Genomic DNA, 14,715 nt, shown 5'->3' with positions numbered 1-14,715 from the left:
ATGACGATAAACTTTAAAGGACTTTCTATGGGTCGGTTATCCCTAAAACAAAAGATGCAGCCTAAAGCTGATTTTAAACAAACCCAAAAAATCCTCATGTCGCAAACAATGCAGCAAGGCATTTTTTTGCTTCAGATTCCAAACTTGGAGCTTGCCGCCGTTATTGAAACTGAACTTGAAACGAATCCATTACTTGAAATTTTGAGTGAAGAAGAAGCAATTGAAGAAGAGGAATTTCAAGAAGATGATACCGAAGAAGAGATAGAAAATAAAGAAATCGATTTTTCCGAAAAGGATTTCGACATTCTAAAACGTCTTGATGAGGATTTTAAGGAACATTTTCAGCAGTCTGAAACTTTCGATAGCAATTCTAAAGATAATGATTTGAAAAACTATATAGAAGCTTCCATTGTTTCAAAAGAGACTCTTTTCGATTATTTGCATCGACAAGCAAGGGAAACTTTCCAAAATGAGGAAGAGCTTAATGCGGCCATTTTAATCATGGGAAGCTTGGATGAAAGAGGCCTTTTAAGAAGCCCCCTTTCGGAACTTTCAGCTTTGAGCGGAATAGAAGAATCTTTTTTACAAGCCATCTTAAAAGTAGTGCAAACTTTTGATCCCCCGGGAGTTGCTGCCACAAGCCTAAAAGAGTCGCTTTTAACTCAGCTTGAGATAAAACATTTAAAAAAAACACTAGCCTACAGCATTATTGAAAATGAATTTGAATCCCTTTTGCAAGGAAAGTTATTAAAAATTGCGAAGTCGCTAAAAAAAGATCCCAAGGAAGTCGCAAGCGAGATTAAAAATCGAATCTCCCATCTTGATTTGAGCCCGGGCCTCTCCTTTTCAAGCGAGCTCATCCAAAATATTTTCCCTGAAATCATTGTCCGCGAAGAAGACGGGATTTTAAAAGTTGAGGTTCCGAAGGAGGGGCGCCCAGAGCTTAAAATTAAAAGAGAGTACTTAAAACTTGCTGAAAGCGACAGTTTGTCAGATGAAGAAAAACGCTTTTTTAAACAAAAAATCGCTTCCGCTAGATCCCTTCTCAAAAATCTCTCCCAAAGAGAATCGACTCTAAAAAGAATCGGAGAGTGGCTTATACAAAATCAAAAAGATTTCTTTCTTAAGCCCGAAGGAAAATTGAAGCCATTTTCTATGCTGGATCTTGCTAAAGATTTAGAGCTGCATGAATCCACTATCGCAAGAGCCGTTTCTTCAAAATATCTTTCGTGCGACCGCGGAATTTTTGCTTTGAGGAATTTTTTCTCCGTTGCCTATACCGCCGCCAACGGGGAGGATATCTCTTCTAAAACTATTAAAGATCTCATCGAAAGTTTAATCAAAGAAGAAGACAAAGGCCTTCCTCTTTCAGATGAAGTTATTTCACAAAAATTGAGGGAACAAGGTATTTTTTGTGCCCGAAGAACTGTTGCCAAATATCGAAAATCACTTCAACTTGGCAACACTAAGCAAAGAAAACGCCACTTTTAATTTATACTTCATAAGGCTTCCATGGGACTTTCGCAAGACACGGTTAAATGCAATTTCCAAGAGATCTATTACGACTCTCACCAAGAACAATCTTCTCAGGGTTTAATTTCCTCTCCTTTCGGAAGGCTTTATCACAAAAATAGAGGCTTTGGGGTCTTCTGGACGATTGTTTATTTTATCCTTAGGCCATTTTTTACAAAAAACTGGCAGGATAGAAAACTTGAAGAGACTGTCAGAAAAACTATGGAGGCTTATCTCTCTTCTCAAAATGAAGCGAAAGCCGTTTTCGCCTCCTACAAAAAAATCTTGTCAAATTTAGCTGAAGAAGTAAATCTTGAGGCGACTGAATTTCAAAAAGAAAGATTTAAATTAGCAGCTTGGAATGATTCGACTCTATCTTTTGTAAAAATGAAAGTCAAAGGTAAGGCGATCCCGGTTTTTGAGGAAATAAAACTTCAAAACCCAAACTCCATAGACCCTTTTTTTTCCTTTGATTTCTCTTTAGCTAAAGAATCTATAAGGTATGATGCCCTTTTAAATTTAGAACGTCTTTCCGAAGTGAACCTGCCCTACCCGATTTTAACCAAAATATGCTTCAATAAAGCTTTGAAGCAAGAAGATAGCTACGCGCTTACGGAATGGATTTTAGCAATAAAAACCAATAAAAAAGTCGAGCAAACCCATCTGCATAAAGGATTAAAAGCATTTGTTGACCATCTTCAGGTTTATCATCAGAATTCTTTTCTTCCGGCCCCCTCTCTTGCCCGCCTTGAAGTAGAGTTATTCCGTGAAGGTCTTTCTTTAATAAATGGAGAGGATAAAAAACAGCTTGCTTTCCAAAAGAGCCTTGTTAAGGGAGCAAAAATTATGATTCAAGATCGAACAATCACTCTTGGAGATGAGATTATCGGGGTTAAGAAAGAAAAAAATGAAACCCGCATATTTCTAATGGATGAAAATCCAAATCAAGTCGTAGCCATTGCTCGAAATAGAGCTATTTTAGAAATTAGGGAATTCATAGCTAAGACAAGCGGGGGCGGAATTCGTTTTCCTAAATTTATTTTTTTAGACCCTGAAGGCAGGTTTCAAATCAGAGAACGTTTGAAAACCTCTATTTTAGAAAGAAATTGGATTAGCGATTCATTTCTTGAGGAAGAAGATGCCTACTTTTTACATCCTCTTGTAGGTCAAATTAAAGCTTGCATTGAAACAAATAGCACGCCTAATAACTATGAAGCAGAATATCTCTACTATAATGATAAAAAAGTTTTGCACACCTCTAAACCTACCACCAATGGGGATTTTAATTTTAACAAACTTGAAACGTTTATTTATAAAGTTAGTAAAAACAACAGAACCATCATGAGGGCTCTTTTTGATGAGTCAAAGCTGCATGAACACAAAGAAGCCGCCTACTTTAAAGAAGTTTTGCATAATCTTGTTGAAGAGACGGAACTCTCTGCTGAAGGAATCGCCTGTCTCAGCAAGCACAATATTAAAAGTATAGGGACCATTAAAGCCGGTGAAAAGCTGCATAATAAAATGAAAAGAATCGGCATGAAAATCAGAAAAAAAATGATGAAAGAACTCCCTATAGAAGACCCTGTCAAACTTCCCAAAGAAATTTATACGATTTTACTAAAATTACATTTAGAAGAAGGATTCCTATCCCTTATACTCCCCGGGTTTCAAAAAAGAGCGAGCGCTTTTATCACATCTACTTTCAAAGCTTAAAATTAAATAAAGGTAATAATATGAATTTTTCAGGCGTAAAGCGAAAATTTAGTGAAATTGAAAATAATGAATCCCCTACCCCTCCATCGTCGCAAAGGACGCCGCCTATTCCTTCGGCTATTAGTTTATTAATGGCTTCTCAAAATGAAAAAGAAAGCGTTTTAACAAAAGAAAGATGCAAGCCCACTAAATATAACGACCTGGATGAAACATTAAAAATAGAGTTGCAACGATTTTTTAGGAATTTAGAGCCTCCCCACTTAGACGAATTAACCCTTTTTCTTTCATCTCATCAGTTGGAAGCGAAAGTCCGTAAAGAATTCGATTATATCTTAAATCAATCGTCCGCTCTACCGGATACCTACTTTAAAAAAGCCTCTATTCAACCTCTAAACGGTCTTGAAACTAAAATTGTCGGGCCCCATCATGGCAGCTTATCCACTCATAAAGGAAGCCGTTACAACGAAAATCAAGATGGCTTTGTCTCTTTTTCCCTACCCTTGCTTTCTCTTGGTGAAAAAGTCGAAGCCCCGCTTTATGCCTTATTTGATGGCCATGGAGGGCGGCAAGCCGCTTCGTTTTGCGAAAATCATTTGCAAGAAAATTTATCGATGGCCTTAGAAACTTTCAATAAAGAAGGCCTTCTTTTTGAAATAGCAAATAGCTTATCTTTAACTTCGGTTCGTCTCAATCAAGCCTTTAAAGCTTACATGGAAAGCGAAAACCCGAATATAAAAAACCCGGGAACGACAGCTGTCATGGCGCTTTTTGTTCAAGACAAAGCCGTTATTTCAAATCTTGGAGATTCAAGAGCGATTTTATTTAGAAAAGACAAGGCGCCTTTAGACTTATCTTTTGACTTTAAAGCAACAAGTGCAAGAGGGAAAAGAAAAGTCCTTAATAGAGGGGGTTCGATTATTCGTAATAGGGTTCAAGGCAGTCTTGCTATCACACGAGCGATTGGCGATGAATACTTGAAAGACCTTCAAGAAGATCATTCAAAAGTCATTTCATCTAAACCCGCCTTTACGATCGTTGATTTAAAAGACATTGAAGGCTATGTCCTGCTCACCTCAGATGGCTTAACGGATGTGGCCTCCAATCAAGAACTTCATGATTTTATTTTTGAAAATGATGCTACAATGCCTTTGGAGGTATTGACTGAAGCTATTGTAAAAAAAGCAAGGAAAGCCGGCTCAAGAGACGATATTACGGTTTGCCTTATCCCTATTAAAAGGTCTAAAGAAGGTTAGTTATTTTTCGGCGCCTGGCAAGAGGCCTCAAAATTAAATTTATCTATAGGAAGATCATAGCGAATCCTTCTTTCACAGGCTTCTTTAAAAGAAAGAAAGACCTCTTCCTTTTGCTTTTTCCCTTGAACTAAGTCTTTATGCAGCTCTTTTCTTATGTTTTGAACTTCAGCTGCAATCGCTTCATCTCCGAAAATAACGGATAAAAGTTCCTTTGGGACAAGCCAAACACGTATTTTGCCGTTGCCATGAAGCGTGATATAATCTAAAAGGGAAGGGTATCCTTGAGAGATGCTCCCATCAACTGGAGGTGATCCCTTAAGCATATGGTAAAAGGCATTTGCAAGTTCTTGATCTTTTAAATCGAGATTAGCAATCTGCTGAATCGTTTTAATTTTTTTTTGCGGATTTCGATTCTGCTCTTTCACCTCTTCTTTAAGCCTCTCTAAGAGCTCTTCAACAAAAGCCGGGCGGTTTTGCTTGATCTCCTCATAAAAAGATTTTCCTTCATATAACTTGTCTATCAAGTCTTTTAGAAGGTTTTTTACAAAAATTTCAGAAGCTTCGTCAGGGGCTTTAAAAAGATAAGACAAGTTAATATAGCGGGTAGCCTTGTTAGGTTGATTTTTACTTTCTTGAGACAGAGCATTCTCTTCTTTTGAAAAGGTGGTTTCATCGTAGAACCATTCCGATTTATGGCTAAAGTATCGTCCCGTCTCTTTCCTTAAAACCTCTGATTGCCCTTTTAAAATGGCAAAAGATTTTAAACTCTCTAATTTGCCGTAAGATAGAATCGCAAATACCATAAGAAGTGTCGTTACATAAATTAAAACTTGCAAGAAGAGCCTCTTATTTACCGTAGATTATCCACTTATCAAAATTGACAAGAGGGATTACTATTTTTTCTTCATTTTTTTCATCTGTTCCTCTTGTGAGAATGACTGTGACAATAGCCGGAAGCCTTGCCCATTCATTCCTCCACTCATCCCCGCATTTCGGCTCTTGCACAACGGTTGCTCGAAGCACTTTTGGAACTTCACTTTTAGGCTTTGGTTTCGATGAAATTTTTTCCGTAGGATAATAAAAGCTAAATTTTAAACCGGTAACGTTGCTAAGCAAGATTTCTTTCTTGATGGGAATGCTCTGTCTTGTCTCCCAGCGTGAGAATATAGGCCAAGTTGCAAGGGTTAGATTTTTCTCGCTATCTACAAATAGCCTGCCTATGACTTCATTTGAAAACAAAGGGTCCCGATCAATGCCTCTATCATAGGCAAATAAGAGATAAGAAGTCCCGGGCCAAAATAGCCCCTCCCCGCCGCTTCCTGTAAAAAACAAAAAGTCTGTGCCAAGAGTGCCATAAGAAAGGCTTTTGGCTAGGGATTTTTGCAACCGGATGTCGACATGCCTTAAATTAATTTCTTCTCGTCTTAGGGTTTCTCCTGCTTTGTCATAGCGCGTCAGTTCCCTATAGAAAAAAGAGAGCGCAGTTAGAAGAATTACTGTTAATCCAAGGGCTATCATTACCTCCAATAAGGTAATCATTCTTTTGATCGGCTTTAATCTTCTCATGCCTAACTTTCCTCATCGCTTTCGTCAGGGGAAAAATCATCTCCCTCTTCACTTGCCGAGGCACTCGAATTTTCTTTTAAAAGAGTAAACGAATAGGAAAATATTTTTTCTTTTTCATTAAGTTTGCTGAAAAAAATAATGTCCTCATAAGCCACGCTATAGCTTGCCTTCACAAGGTAAAGAACACATTCCTCCGAATTTGACTTAGGTTTATATTTGGAATCAAAGCTTAAAAATGCCTTGGGGAAAGGAGGCTTTATGAAGGCTTCTTGCATTTTATCTAGGGGTATAGAGATTTCCTTATTATTGCCTTCGATCTGACTCAAAGGGACTTTGTTTTCGTGCAAGTCTTGGATTAAACGCCCGAAAAGCAAATTGGCGTCATGTTCAGCCTTTAAACTTAAGGAAAATTTCTTTTCTTCCAGAAGAGCCCGTGAGTAGGGATAGACAATCGGAATCAAAGAAAGACTGATTAAGAGAAAGGCAATCAATACCTCGATGAGAGATAATTTTAATGTTTTTCTTTTTACAGTGCTTTTTAAGAGCATCCTTTTATTCCGTTTGTTCTGTAAGCTCTTGTGAGCTCTTAAAATTTAGAGAGCTTATTTCATCCACCAAATACCTCGTCAATTTTTGATCCAGCGACTCTCCTTCGTCTGTAAGGGTTCGGTTCAGCTCATCATTTTTATACGTTTTTAAAGGAGCCGGGTATCCCGGCAAATGAATGTAGTGGGTTATTGCTCCTAAATCCTTATCAGATCTTGAGGTGGACAATCTTAAAATCCCTTTAGGCAAATAAGATCCGTTTGAAAGGAATTTCAAGGAAAGTTTCCCCCTTTCATTTTCCTTTCTAAAGTCGTCAAACTCAATAAAGTGAATAGCTTTAAGAGAAATAGGTTCTTTTCCTCTTAGAAAACGATATTGAGAACCCTCATTTTCTATGATCATGGCAAGGGCGATCGCATCTTCTTTCTCAACAAATTGAATCTCGCTTTCAACATCAAAAAGAAGCGTTAAGTCTATGGCTAATTTAATTTTATCTTGGATTAGAGCGGATTCTTTTTGAAAACGCTCTTCTCTTATGAGCCTATTGGCATTGATTGCAAGAACCCCTGACACTAAGGAAAAAAGAGCTATCACAATCATAATCTCCATGAGGGTGATAGCTTGTCTTCGTAAAGTCTTAAAAAGGAAAAACTTCATTTTCTCTTATATAAATTTAATTTCTCAGAATGCATTTGTATCGCATTGGTTTCTCGATTGATTTCCAATTTTAAGGGCTGGCCCCATCCATCGTTAATCAATGCTTTTGGATCTTTAACCAAAGGATCGTTTCGTATGATCTCAGTCCAATCACGATCAAGATGCTGCAATAAATCGGGGTCTTCCGCCACTCTTAAATTTAAAATGGTTTCTACACGATCTATGCCTTGCTCTGTTTTAAAAGCTCGCCCTTTTTCAAGCGTTCCTTGATAATTATAAGCAATGACCGCTGTGATGATTCCGATTAAAAAAATGACAACCATCATTTCCATTAAGGTAATCATTCTTTTACTTTTTACTTTTTTAAAAAGAGTTTGATTTGAGGTCCGTCTCTTAATCACTTTTTTCATTTTTCATCCTCTCGCTTAAGTTACATCGTAAAACTTGTCATATCCATCAAAGGAAGCAAAATGGCCATAATAATTGCCCCTATAATGCCTCCCATAATAATGAGAATGCCGGGCTGCATAAGGGCCATCAGTTTATCAATTGTCTTCTCGACATCGTCCTCGTACATTTCTGCAATTTTTACAAAAATGGGACCTATGCTTCCTGTTTCTTCGCCTACTGCCAGCATTTTCGGTACAAGAGGGGGCACAAACTGCGATTTTGAAAATTCCCGGCTTAAGTAACTTCCCATGATAATGCCTTCCCCGGAAAGTTTGATTTCAGCTTCCAGGATGGAATTATTCATTACCTTCTCTGAAAGACGTAAAGCTTCTATCATGGGAACCCCGCCCATTAAAAGCGTGGCCATAGTTTCTGAAAATCTTGCGTAAGCTGATTTTATAGCGAGTGTTCTTAGAAGGGGCAGCTTTAAAATCAACCTGTCCTTCCACTCTTTTCCTTTTGGGGTCTGGAGCTGCTTAAAAGTAAAAAAACCGATTCCGGCAAGGGACGGAAATAAAAGCCACCAATAGTCTTGAAGAAAGTGACTTGCTTTAAGGACAAATTCTGTAAATTGGTTTAACTGCCTGCCTTCAAAAATGGCTTCAATCGATGGGATAACAAAAGTTAAGAGCATAATTAGAATAAGGCAAGCAAAACCTCCTAAAATAGCCGGGTAGATCATAGCTGTCGATAATTGCCTTTTTAGCTTGGAACGCCTTTTTAAAAATTGCGTGATCCGTCTTAAGACAGCGTCAATAGAACCGGATTGCTCCCCTGACTTAATTAAAGAGACGTAGAGCGAATCAAAACTTTTCGGAAATTGGGACATGGCCTCTGATAGTGAAGATCCGGATTTTAAAGCTTCGCAAAGGGAAAGCAAAATACGATGGCATCTTTCACCTCTGTATTGGGACTCGATGGTCGTCAAACTGTCATATAAAGGGACTTTTGCTTCAACAAGTTGAGCGAGTTGCAAAGAGAAGGTTAAAAGATCCGATTCCTTTAGATTCTGCCTTCGGCTTAAGCCTTCTTTTTTTTCTATTTTGACAATTAAAATTCCTTGGGAGCGTAAAAGGTCGCGAGCGCTTTTTTCATCTTGCGCTTCCAAAGACGCATGTTGCTTTTTTCCCTGAGGAGAAATGTATTGATAAGAGTAAAGAGGCATTTCGGCTATCCTTCAACCCCTCTTGTTGCGCGAAGCACTTCTTCAGGGGTGGTTAATCCTTGTTTCACAAGTTCGCTGCCATGCTTAAGCAAAGTGACCATGCCTTCTTCTAAAGCTATGCGTCTTAGTTCTATAGCATCAGGACTTGATACAATCTGCTTATGAATGCTATTGCCAACTTTCATAAGCTCATAAATTCCATGTCGCCCTTTGTAGCCAAGGCCATAGCATAAATCACAGCCTCTTCCTTTGCAAAAAGGGGCTCCTTGCAGCTCTTCTTTAGAAAGTCCAATGCTTCTAATTTCTTCGGCGCTAGGCTGATACTTGACGCTGCAATTAGGGCAATTTGTCCTTACAAGCCTCTGAGCCATGACACCTACGATAGAGGAGGAAAGAAGATAAGGCTCTATGCCCATATCGACAAGCCTTGTGATGGCTGAAGGAGCGTCGTTTGTGTGAAGGGTGCTTAAAACAAGGTGGCCGGTGAGCGAGGCTTGAATGGCAATTTCTGCTGTCTCAAGGTCTCTTATTTCACCGATCATGATGACATCCGGGTCCTGTCTTAGGATATGCCTTAAGCCTTTTGCAAAGCTTAAGTCAATCTTATGGCGAACCCCTATTTGGGCAATCCCTTTCAGGTTGTATTCGACAGGATCTTCGATCGTCATGATATTAGTTTCATCGCTTGTGATTTCGCAAATAGCGCTATAAAGGGTCGTCGTCTTTCCGCTTCCGGTCGGTCCCGTCACTAAAACTATGCCTTCCGGCAGCCTGACAAGATCGCTGAATTCTTTAAAGGCTTTTGGCATCATTCCGATTTTATCGAGACCTAAAATTACATTGCCTTTATCTAAAATACGCAAAACGATACGCTCGCCTGAAACTACCGGGACAGTACTGACCCTGAAATCGATTTCTTTAGGACCCATTTTTAGTTTGATGCGCCCATCTTGAGGCAATCTATGCTCGGCAATATCAAGTTTTGACATTACTTTGATTCGGGTCAAAAGCTGGGTTTGATACTCTGGCGACGGGGAGTGTCGAAGCTGCAAAACCCCATCGATTCGATACCTTACCTTTAAACCATCTTCTGAAGGGTCAAAATGAATGTCCGAGGCCCCTTGTTGAATAGCTTCTGTTAAAATCAGGTTTAAAAGGCGGACAAGAGGGGCTTGGTTTAATCTCCTATCTAAAAGATCATAAACTTCGCTTTCATAATCTTTTAAGGAATCTTCCGAGTCTGTTTTTAAATCAGCGATTAGCTGGGATGCGGCTCCGGCTTCTTGATTGTAGCATTCGTGAATGGCTAAAGCAATCGCATCCCTTGAGCAAAAGACTGCCCTTACAGGCTTTGAAACCATCATGCGAAGCTCTTCTAAAGGCTCAACAGTCATAGGGTCTGAGACTGCTACGACTATTTTTTCCTTTTCCTTCTTGTATGGCATAATAAGATGCTTTTTTAAGAAGGAATAAGGTATTTTTTCGTAGAATTCCTTAGGTAGATTCCGATCCCCGAAACTCTTGATGATTTCCATGCCGAAACGTTCCGCAAGTGATCTTGAAACATCCTCGCCTTGGAGCATGCCTTGTCTTATAAGCTCATCGCTTGCAGTTTCAGGCTGATAGCTTTCATTAATACCCATTATACTCACCCGGCCTATAATAAAACCGTTCCGGCTCCCTTCCAAAAAGCATCGTCATGTAGTCTTGCATAAGACGATTTTTTTCACATTCCCTTGCAAGGACAAGCCGTTTCATAAAGCCCGGAATATCGCCCGGCCGCCTTGACATTTCTTCGGAGCGGATAAGCAAAAAGTCCTCATGCGGATCGGAGATAATTTTTGGTGTTAAGAAGATGAACATTTCCGTGCTCGAGTCTTTTAGAGTCGTACTGCTAAAAAGCTTTCCGATCCCCGGAAGTTCTCCAAGAAAAGGAATGGAGTCTTTGCAGTCGCTTGAAATTTTCCGTCTTAAGCCCCCTAAGATAACGGTTTGACCATCCGGGATACGAACCGTATTTTCAATGTGCCGAGTGGTTACATCCGGGCGGTCCTTAGAGCTTCTTGGATGGATGGTTTGAAAATAAATGTCAGTTTCTAAAGTGACATAGTCATCATTTTCGCCAAACGGGATGCCATCGCAGTCATTTTTTAAATGAATCGTCGGTGTGACATCAATTGTAATACCATACTGAGCCCTTGTAAAAGAGTCTTTTAAAGTGACCCCTTTAGCCGTCTCCACTTCAAAAATACCGGTATTGATCGATATTTCTTCATTGATGTTGATGGTAGCTTTAGTTTGGTTTATGGCAACGACAGATGGACTCGCATTGATTGTGACATCATCCCTTGATATTAGAAACTTATACGCAAGATCAAATGCCGGAAAGCCGCAAGTCTTCATTCGGCTTAAGAAAAACTGTGTAATCCCTTCGCTGATACAACCCTTATGGCTATCATTAAAAAGTAAAGAAGTGTCATTTGTTTGTGAAGCCCGTGTCCCGAGTCTTAAAAGATTTAAGCCAAATGAATTTTCATTCTCTATCCGCTTTTCGAACAAGAGAACTTCAATCTGAACCATTTTCTTTGGAACATCAAGTCTTCGAATGAGTTCTTTTAATTTAGGTAAATAAAAGGACTCGACCACCATGACGATAGCGCCTGTTTTGGGATCGACAATAAAGTTAGTCCTGCCGGCATTAGGGTCGATTTTTGGAGCCTCAGGTCTCCCGGGTTGTGTCGGAGCCGGATTTACAGCAAAAGTACCTTCTTGGTAAAAACCGTCTCTATAGAGTTGCTCCGGGTATCTGAACTGAGGCCTTACATCGACTGAGGTTACCGCAACTTTTTGGGTTTGATCGACGGCGCCTGGCGGCGGGCCTAACTCTTCCGGGGTTGCAATCGTTCCTGTTTGCACCATCAAGTTGTAGACTTTTTCTAAGATATCGGCTAATTCTTCAGTGTCTGTATGCTTGCAAGTGTAGGTATAGATGACTTTTTCATCAGCTTCACCGATCTCGCACTCCACTTGATGAATGATATCTTCAGCTTTTCTAATTTCTTCCCTATCGCCGATTAGGAATAAGGCAGTTGGCGGACTGCCGAAGGGTATTACTCTTAGGTTAGGGCAAGGGCCATTATCAGACGGGGAATCTTCGTTTCGGCAATCCATGGAAGGAACAAAAAGGCTTTCTAAGATTGTCGCAAGCTCATCGGCGACAGCCCGTCTTAAGGCTACGATCTTATATTCTTTGCCTTGGGTATTAGCTTCCACAAACTCCAAAACTTTAATAAGTTCGCGTACATCGCCTGCAGGGCCCGTAATAAGAATATTTCTTCCTATCATATCAAGGTCTGTTGTGACCTTGTTTACAAATTTTTCAAGAAAAAGCCATATTCTCTCGGAATCCACGGGTTTTGGAGAAAGCAAAAATAATACCCTGTCTTCTTGGGAAACAAGCTCAAGGGCGTTTCTATCCTGGGTGATTAATTGGATGCCGATAAAGCTATCTTTCAAAGCATAGAGCTCGCGTAAGTACGGGTTAAGCTGTCTCACTCCAATTCCGCTTTGAGAAAGAATTAAAACCAGCATATCGTTCCAGTTAGATCTTGGAACCGGAATATTTGAATTGATGCTGATGGGAAGAGCTGCGATTTCAGAGGGAATCAGATAAACAAAGTCTTGCGCTCCATAATCGATAACAAGATCCCCAATTGTGGTATCAGGTTGGTGCCAAAGGGCGTAATCTTCAAGCTGATTATGCTCTTCTGCCATTTTTCTAAAGCTTTCTTCCAAAAGCTTTATATTGCCTCGAATGCCTTGAATATCTAAAAGAAGCCGTTCCCAGTCCCCTGATGCCGCATTCGCCTGATGGAACCTTCCAACTTCCTGGTAAAGCTCTCTAAGCTCCATTTTTTGTTCAGCAAGCTCGCGATTGATTTGAACTAAAAACTTTTGCATCTCGTGGCTTAAATCACACCCCCCTGGCCGTGTCGAGCTTAAAGCTGCTTTTTTTTCAGCTATGGTTAGAGCCAAAACCGGCTGATAAGGAAGAAACGAGAGTAATAAAAAAGCATTAATGAAGTAATGATGTAATTTAGTCATGATATGTATTTATTATTTTTTAATTATGAAACCAGTTTTTAATCGATCTAATTTTAAGATCGTATGGGTTTTTCGTACTTTTCAAGATAACTTCTTGAACGCTCTTTATCTGTTGAATGATAGACAAGCCCATCTTTTTGGACCATAAGCTCAATATCTTGGGAAATCGTTCTTCCGGGGTTATATAAAATCCCCTTCATGACCTGTTGATCTTCCTTTCTCTCAATGCCATTAAAAACAAAAAGAGTGCCGATTACTTTTCTTGAAACAAAGTCATCTATTTCTTGGGCCGTTGTCAGCTTTATCCAGCCGTTTTCGGTCAGTACAAGCCAATCTTGAGGGCTCAATAGCATTTTTTCATCGTCGACTTCAAAGACAAATTGCGATTTTGTTCTGGCTCCGATAAATTTAAACTGCTCCTGAATATTATTTGGTACCCACGTTTCCATGGATTTTAGAAGATTTAGAGCCATTTTGCGTTTGCCTTCGACATCCCAAAGCTCAAGGCCCATAAGCCTCTCTTCCACTTTTTTGATTACCATAAGGGGGTAGCGCTTGGTATCTTCATTCAAATCATTGATATTGCGCCATCTGCCCTCTTTCCAAATAAGGCAATCTCCGTTTTCCACATAAACGGAATAAACATCTTCCTTCTCTCCGAAATCGATTCGATTTTTGGAGGCAATATTTTCAAACTCTTGTCCGCCATGCTTTTCAAGGAACTTATCTACACCCATCCAGCGAGCTTTTTGTCTTGCAAGCAAAGTGCCGTCTACTTTCCATTTATCAATTTCCCATCCGCTTGGACTGACTCTTGCCATTTCTTTTTCTGCAAGATTAAATCGGAAGTTCTGTCTCGGCTCTTCGACAGGCCTTGCATTTTCATCGAGCATCCCGATTAAAATTTCGGCTTCATTGCCCTGATGGGAAGCTTCAAGCCAAAGCGAGGTTTCCATATTTCCCGGACTGAATTCATACTTTCCACCATCAAGCGGCAAGTAGTGCAAAAATAGCTTTTTACCGGGCTGAATGGAGGCAGTTTCTTTTGAGCCGCCTATTGAAAAATAGAGAAGGGTGTTGTCTTCCTTGCCATCGGGTCTGCCATTTTGACCATAATAGGTGATTTTTTGACGAAGGTCCGGAAGCTGCATTTTCGGAGCTACAAAATTAAGGGAAAGGAAAGGCTCGCCGATATCTTGATAGGCTTTTTCAGATAAGGAAAATGAGTTTTTCGGCAGAATGACTTCTTTCTTATTTTCAGAAAATTCTTGCGGTTCTTGATTTTTGAAAAAACTCAAAGAGAAAGTTGCAAAAAATAGAGCCGTTGCTGTTGCAAAAAGAACCTTACTGATAATTTGCAGGTATTGATTCCACATGAGTCTTGCTAAATGTTTTCTATGAAGATAATCTTCTTCTTATTATTAATATATACTACAATTTAAAAATTTTCTAAAGCGGCCCGTTAAAATTAGCCGGGCTCTCTTCCATTTTAAGCAGTTGATTATCTTACTAATTTACGTAAGTTTGATTTTAACAATCTCTAGTCATAAACCAATAATTATTAATTACTAACATTTAGTATTGATTATTAAAATAATCATCACACTAATAATATGGTTTTTAAACTTTAGCATACTTCTTGTTTTATGAATAACATTTTATCACACAGTAAAAGATAGGAATCAACAACTTACTGCTTGATTTGATAAAAATGATTTGATAAAGCAATGTTTTCGATTTAAAATAATT

The 14,715-nt window shown here is 39.3% G+C and carries 12 protein-coding genes; 3 read left to right on the top strand and 9 right to left on the bottom strand.

Going from position 1 to position 14,715, the window contains the following annotated elements; all coding sequences use genetic code 11:
• The first annotated feature begins 27 nt into the window (after window positions 1-27).
• The 3 genes from rpoN to CSEC_RS08775 are packed head-to-tail and all read left to right on the top strand — an operon-like array spanning window position 28 to window position 4,478.
• Window positions 28-1,491, top strand: a complete 1,464-nt coding sequence (rpoN, locus tag CSEC_RS08785; protein ID WP_041018062.1) for an RNA polymerase factor sigma-54 — start codon at window positions 28-30, stop codon at window positions 1,489-1,491.
• A 21-nt stretch (window positions 1,492-1,512) separates the two neighbouring features.
• A complete protein-coding gene (locus CSEC_RS08780; protein ID WP_041018061.1) occupies window positions 1,513-3,225 on the top strand; it encodes a hypothetical protein in 1,713 nt (570 codons plus the stop codon).
• Between the two features lie 20 nt (window positions 3,226-3,245).
• Window positions 3,246-4,478 (top strand): PP2C family serine/threonine-protein phosphatase, encoded by a 1,233-nt coding sequence (locus CSEC_RS08775; protein WP_041018060.1) that lies wholly within the window; start codon window positions 3,246-3,248, stop codon window positions 4,476-4,478.
• On the opposite strand, the gene CSEC_RS08770 is transcribed toward CSEC_RS08775, so the two are convergent.
• From CSEC_RS08770 to CSEC_RS08730, 9 genes are all read right to left on the bottom strand, one after another.
• Entirely contained in the window at window positions 4,475-5,314 is an 840-nt protein-coding gene (locus CSEC_RS08770; protein WP_041018059.1) for a hypothetical protein, read from the bottom strand. The genes CSEC_RS08775 and CSEC_RS08770 overlap by 4 nt on opposite strands.
• A 10-nt stretch (window positions 5,315-5,324) precedes the next feature.
• A complete protein-coding gene (locus tag CSEC_RS08765; RefSeq protein ID WP_041018058.1) occupies window positions 5,325-6,044 on the bottom strand; it encodes a PulJ/GspJ family protein in 720 nt (239 codons plus the stop codon).
• Window positions 6,045-6,046: 2 nt separating this feature from the next.
• Entirely contained in the window at window positions 6,047-6,592 is a 546-nt protein-coding gene (locus tag CSEC_RS08760) for a hypothetical protein (RefSeq protein WP_041018057.1), read from the bottom strand.
• A 4-nt stretch (window positions 6,593-6,596) separates the two neighbouring features.
• Window positions 6,597-7,247: a type II secretion system protein gene (locus CSEC_RS08755; protein WP_041018056.1), complete on the bottom strand. Its 651-nt coding sequence runs from the start codon at window positions 7,245-7,247 to the stop codon at window positions 6,597-6,599.
• Window positions 7,244-7,657 (bottom strand): type II secretion system protein, encoded by a 414-nt coding sequence (locus CSEC_RS08750; protein WP_053331943.1) that lies wholly within the window; start codon window positions 7,655-7,657, stop codon window positions 7,244-7,246. The genes CSEC_RS08755 and CSEC_RS08750 overlap by 4 nt, the downstream gene beginning before the upstream one ends.
• Before the next feature lie 20 nt (window positions 7,658-7,677).
• Window positions 7,678-8,862 carry a type II secretion system F family protein gene (locus tag CSEC_RS08745; protein WP_041018055.1) on the bottom strand — a complete coding sequence of 395 codons (1,185 nt, stop codon included), beginning with the start codon at window positions 8,860-8,862 and terminating at the stop codon, window positions 7,678-7,680.
• A 5-nt stretch (window positions 8,863-8,867) separates the two neighbouring features.
• The gene (gspE, locus tag CSEC_RS08740; RefSeq protein WP_041018175.1) at window positions 8,868-10,397 is read right to left on the bottom strand and encodes a type II secretion system ATPase GspE; all 1,530 of its coding nucleotides are present in this window, start codon (window positions 10,395-10,397) and stop codon (window positions 8,868-8,870) included.
• Window positions 10,398-10,494: 97 nt separating this feature from the next.
• Window positions 10,495-12,966, bottom strand: coding sequence for a type II secretion system protein GspD (locus tag CSEC_RS08735; RefSeq protein WP_053331942.1), 2,472 nt, complete (start codon window positions 12,964-12,966; stop codon window positions 10,495-10,497).
• A gap of 53 nt (window positions 12,967-13,019) precedes the next feature.
• Window positions 13,020-14,342 (bottom strand): hypothetical protein, encoded by a 1,323-nt coding sequence (locus tag CSEC_RS08730; protein ID WP_079978023.1) that lies wholly within the window; start codon window positions 14,340-14,342, stop codon window positions 13,020-13,022.
• Window positions 14,343-14,715: the final 373 nt, after the last annotated feature.

The sequence above is a fragment of the Criblamydia sequanensis CRIB-18 genome, from assembly GCF_000750955.1.
Taxonomy (GTDB): Bacteria; Chlamydiota; Chlamydiia; order Chlamydiales; family Criblamydiaceae; genus Criblamydia; species Criblamydia sequanensis.
Note: the sequence above shows the minus strand (reverse complement) of the source record. Positions and strands in the feature narration are given on the sequence as shown.

What these genes read in the sequence shown, in the direction of transcription:
- rpoN (WP_041018062.1), top strand. Translation starts at nt 28, where the DNA reads ATGGGTCGGTTATCCCTAAAACAAAAGATGCAGCCTAAAGCTGATTTT.
- CSEC_RS08780 (WP_041018061.1), top strand. Translation starts at nt 1,513, where the DNA reads ATGGGACTTTCGCAAGACACGGTTAAATGCAATTTCCAAGAGATCTAT.
- CSEC_RS08775 (WP_041018060.1), top strand. Translation starts at nt 3,246, where the DNA reads ATGAATTTTTCAGGCGTAAAGCGAAAATTTAGTGAAATTGAAAATAAT.
- CSEC_RS08765 (WP_041018058.1), bottom strand. Translation starts at nt 6,044, where the DNA reads ATGAGAAGATTAAAGCCGATCAAAAGAATGATTACCTTATTGGAGGTA.
- CSEC_RS08760 (WP_041018057.1), bottom strand. Translation starts at nt 6,592, where the DNA reads ATGCTCTTAAAAAGCACTGTAAAAAGAAAAACATTAAAATTATCTCTC.
- CSEC_RS08755 (WP_041018056.1), bottom strand. Translation starts at nt 7,247, where the DNA reads ATGAAGTTTTTCCTTTTTAAGACTTTACGAAGACAAGCTATCACCCTC.
- CSEC_RS08750 (WP_053331943.1), bottom strand. Translation starts at nt 7,657, where the DNA reads ATGAAAAAAGTGATTAAGAGACGGACCTCAAATCAAACTCTTTTTAAA.
- CSEC_RS08745 (WP_041018055.1), bottom strand. Translation starts at nt 8,862, where the DNA reads ATGCCTCTTTACTCTTATCAATACATTTCTCCTCAGGGAAAAAAGCAA.
- gspE (WP_041018175.1), bottom strand. Translation starts at nt 10,397, where the DNA reads ATGGAAATCATCAAGAGTTTCGGGGATCGGAATCTACCTAAGGAATTC.
- CSEC_RS08735 (WP_053331942.1), bottom strand. Translation starts at nt 12,966, where the DNA reads ATGACTAAATTACATCATTACTTCATTAATGCTTTTTTATTACTCTCG.
- CSEC_RS08730 (WP_079978023.1), bottom strand. Translation starts at nt 14,342, where the DNA reads ATGTGGAATCAATACCTGCAAATTATCAGTAAGGTTCTTTTTGCAACA.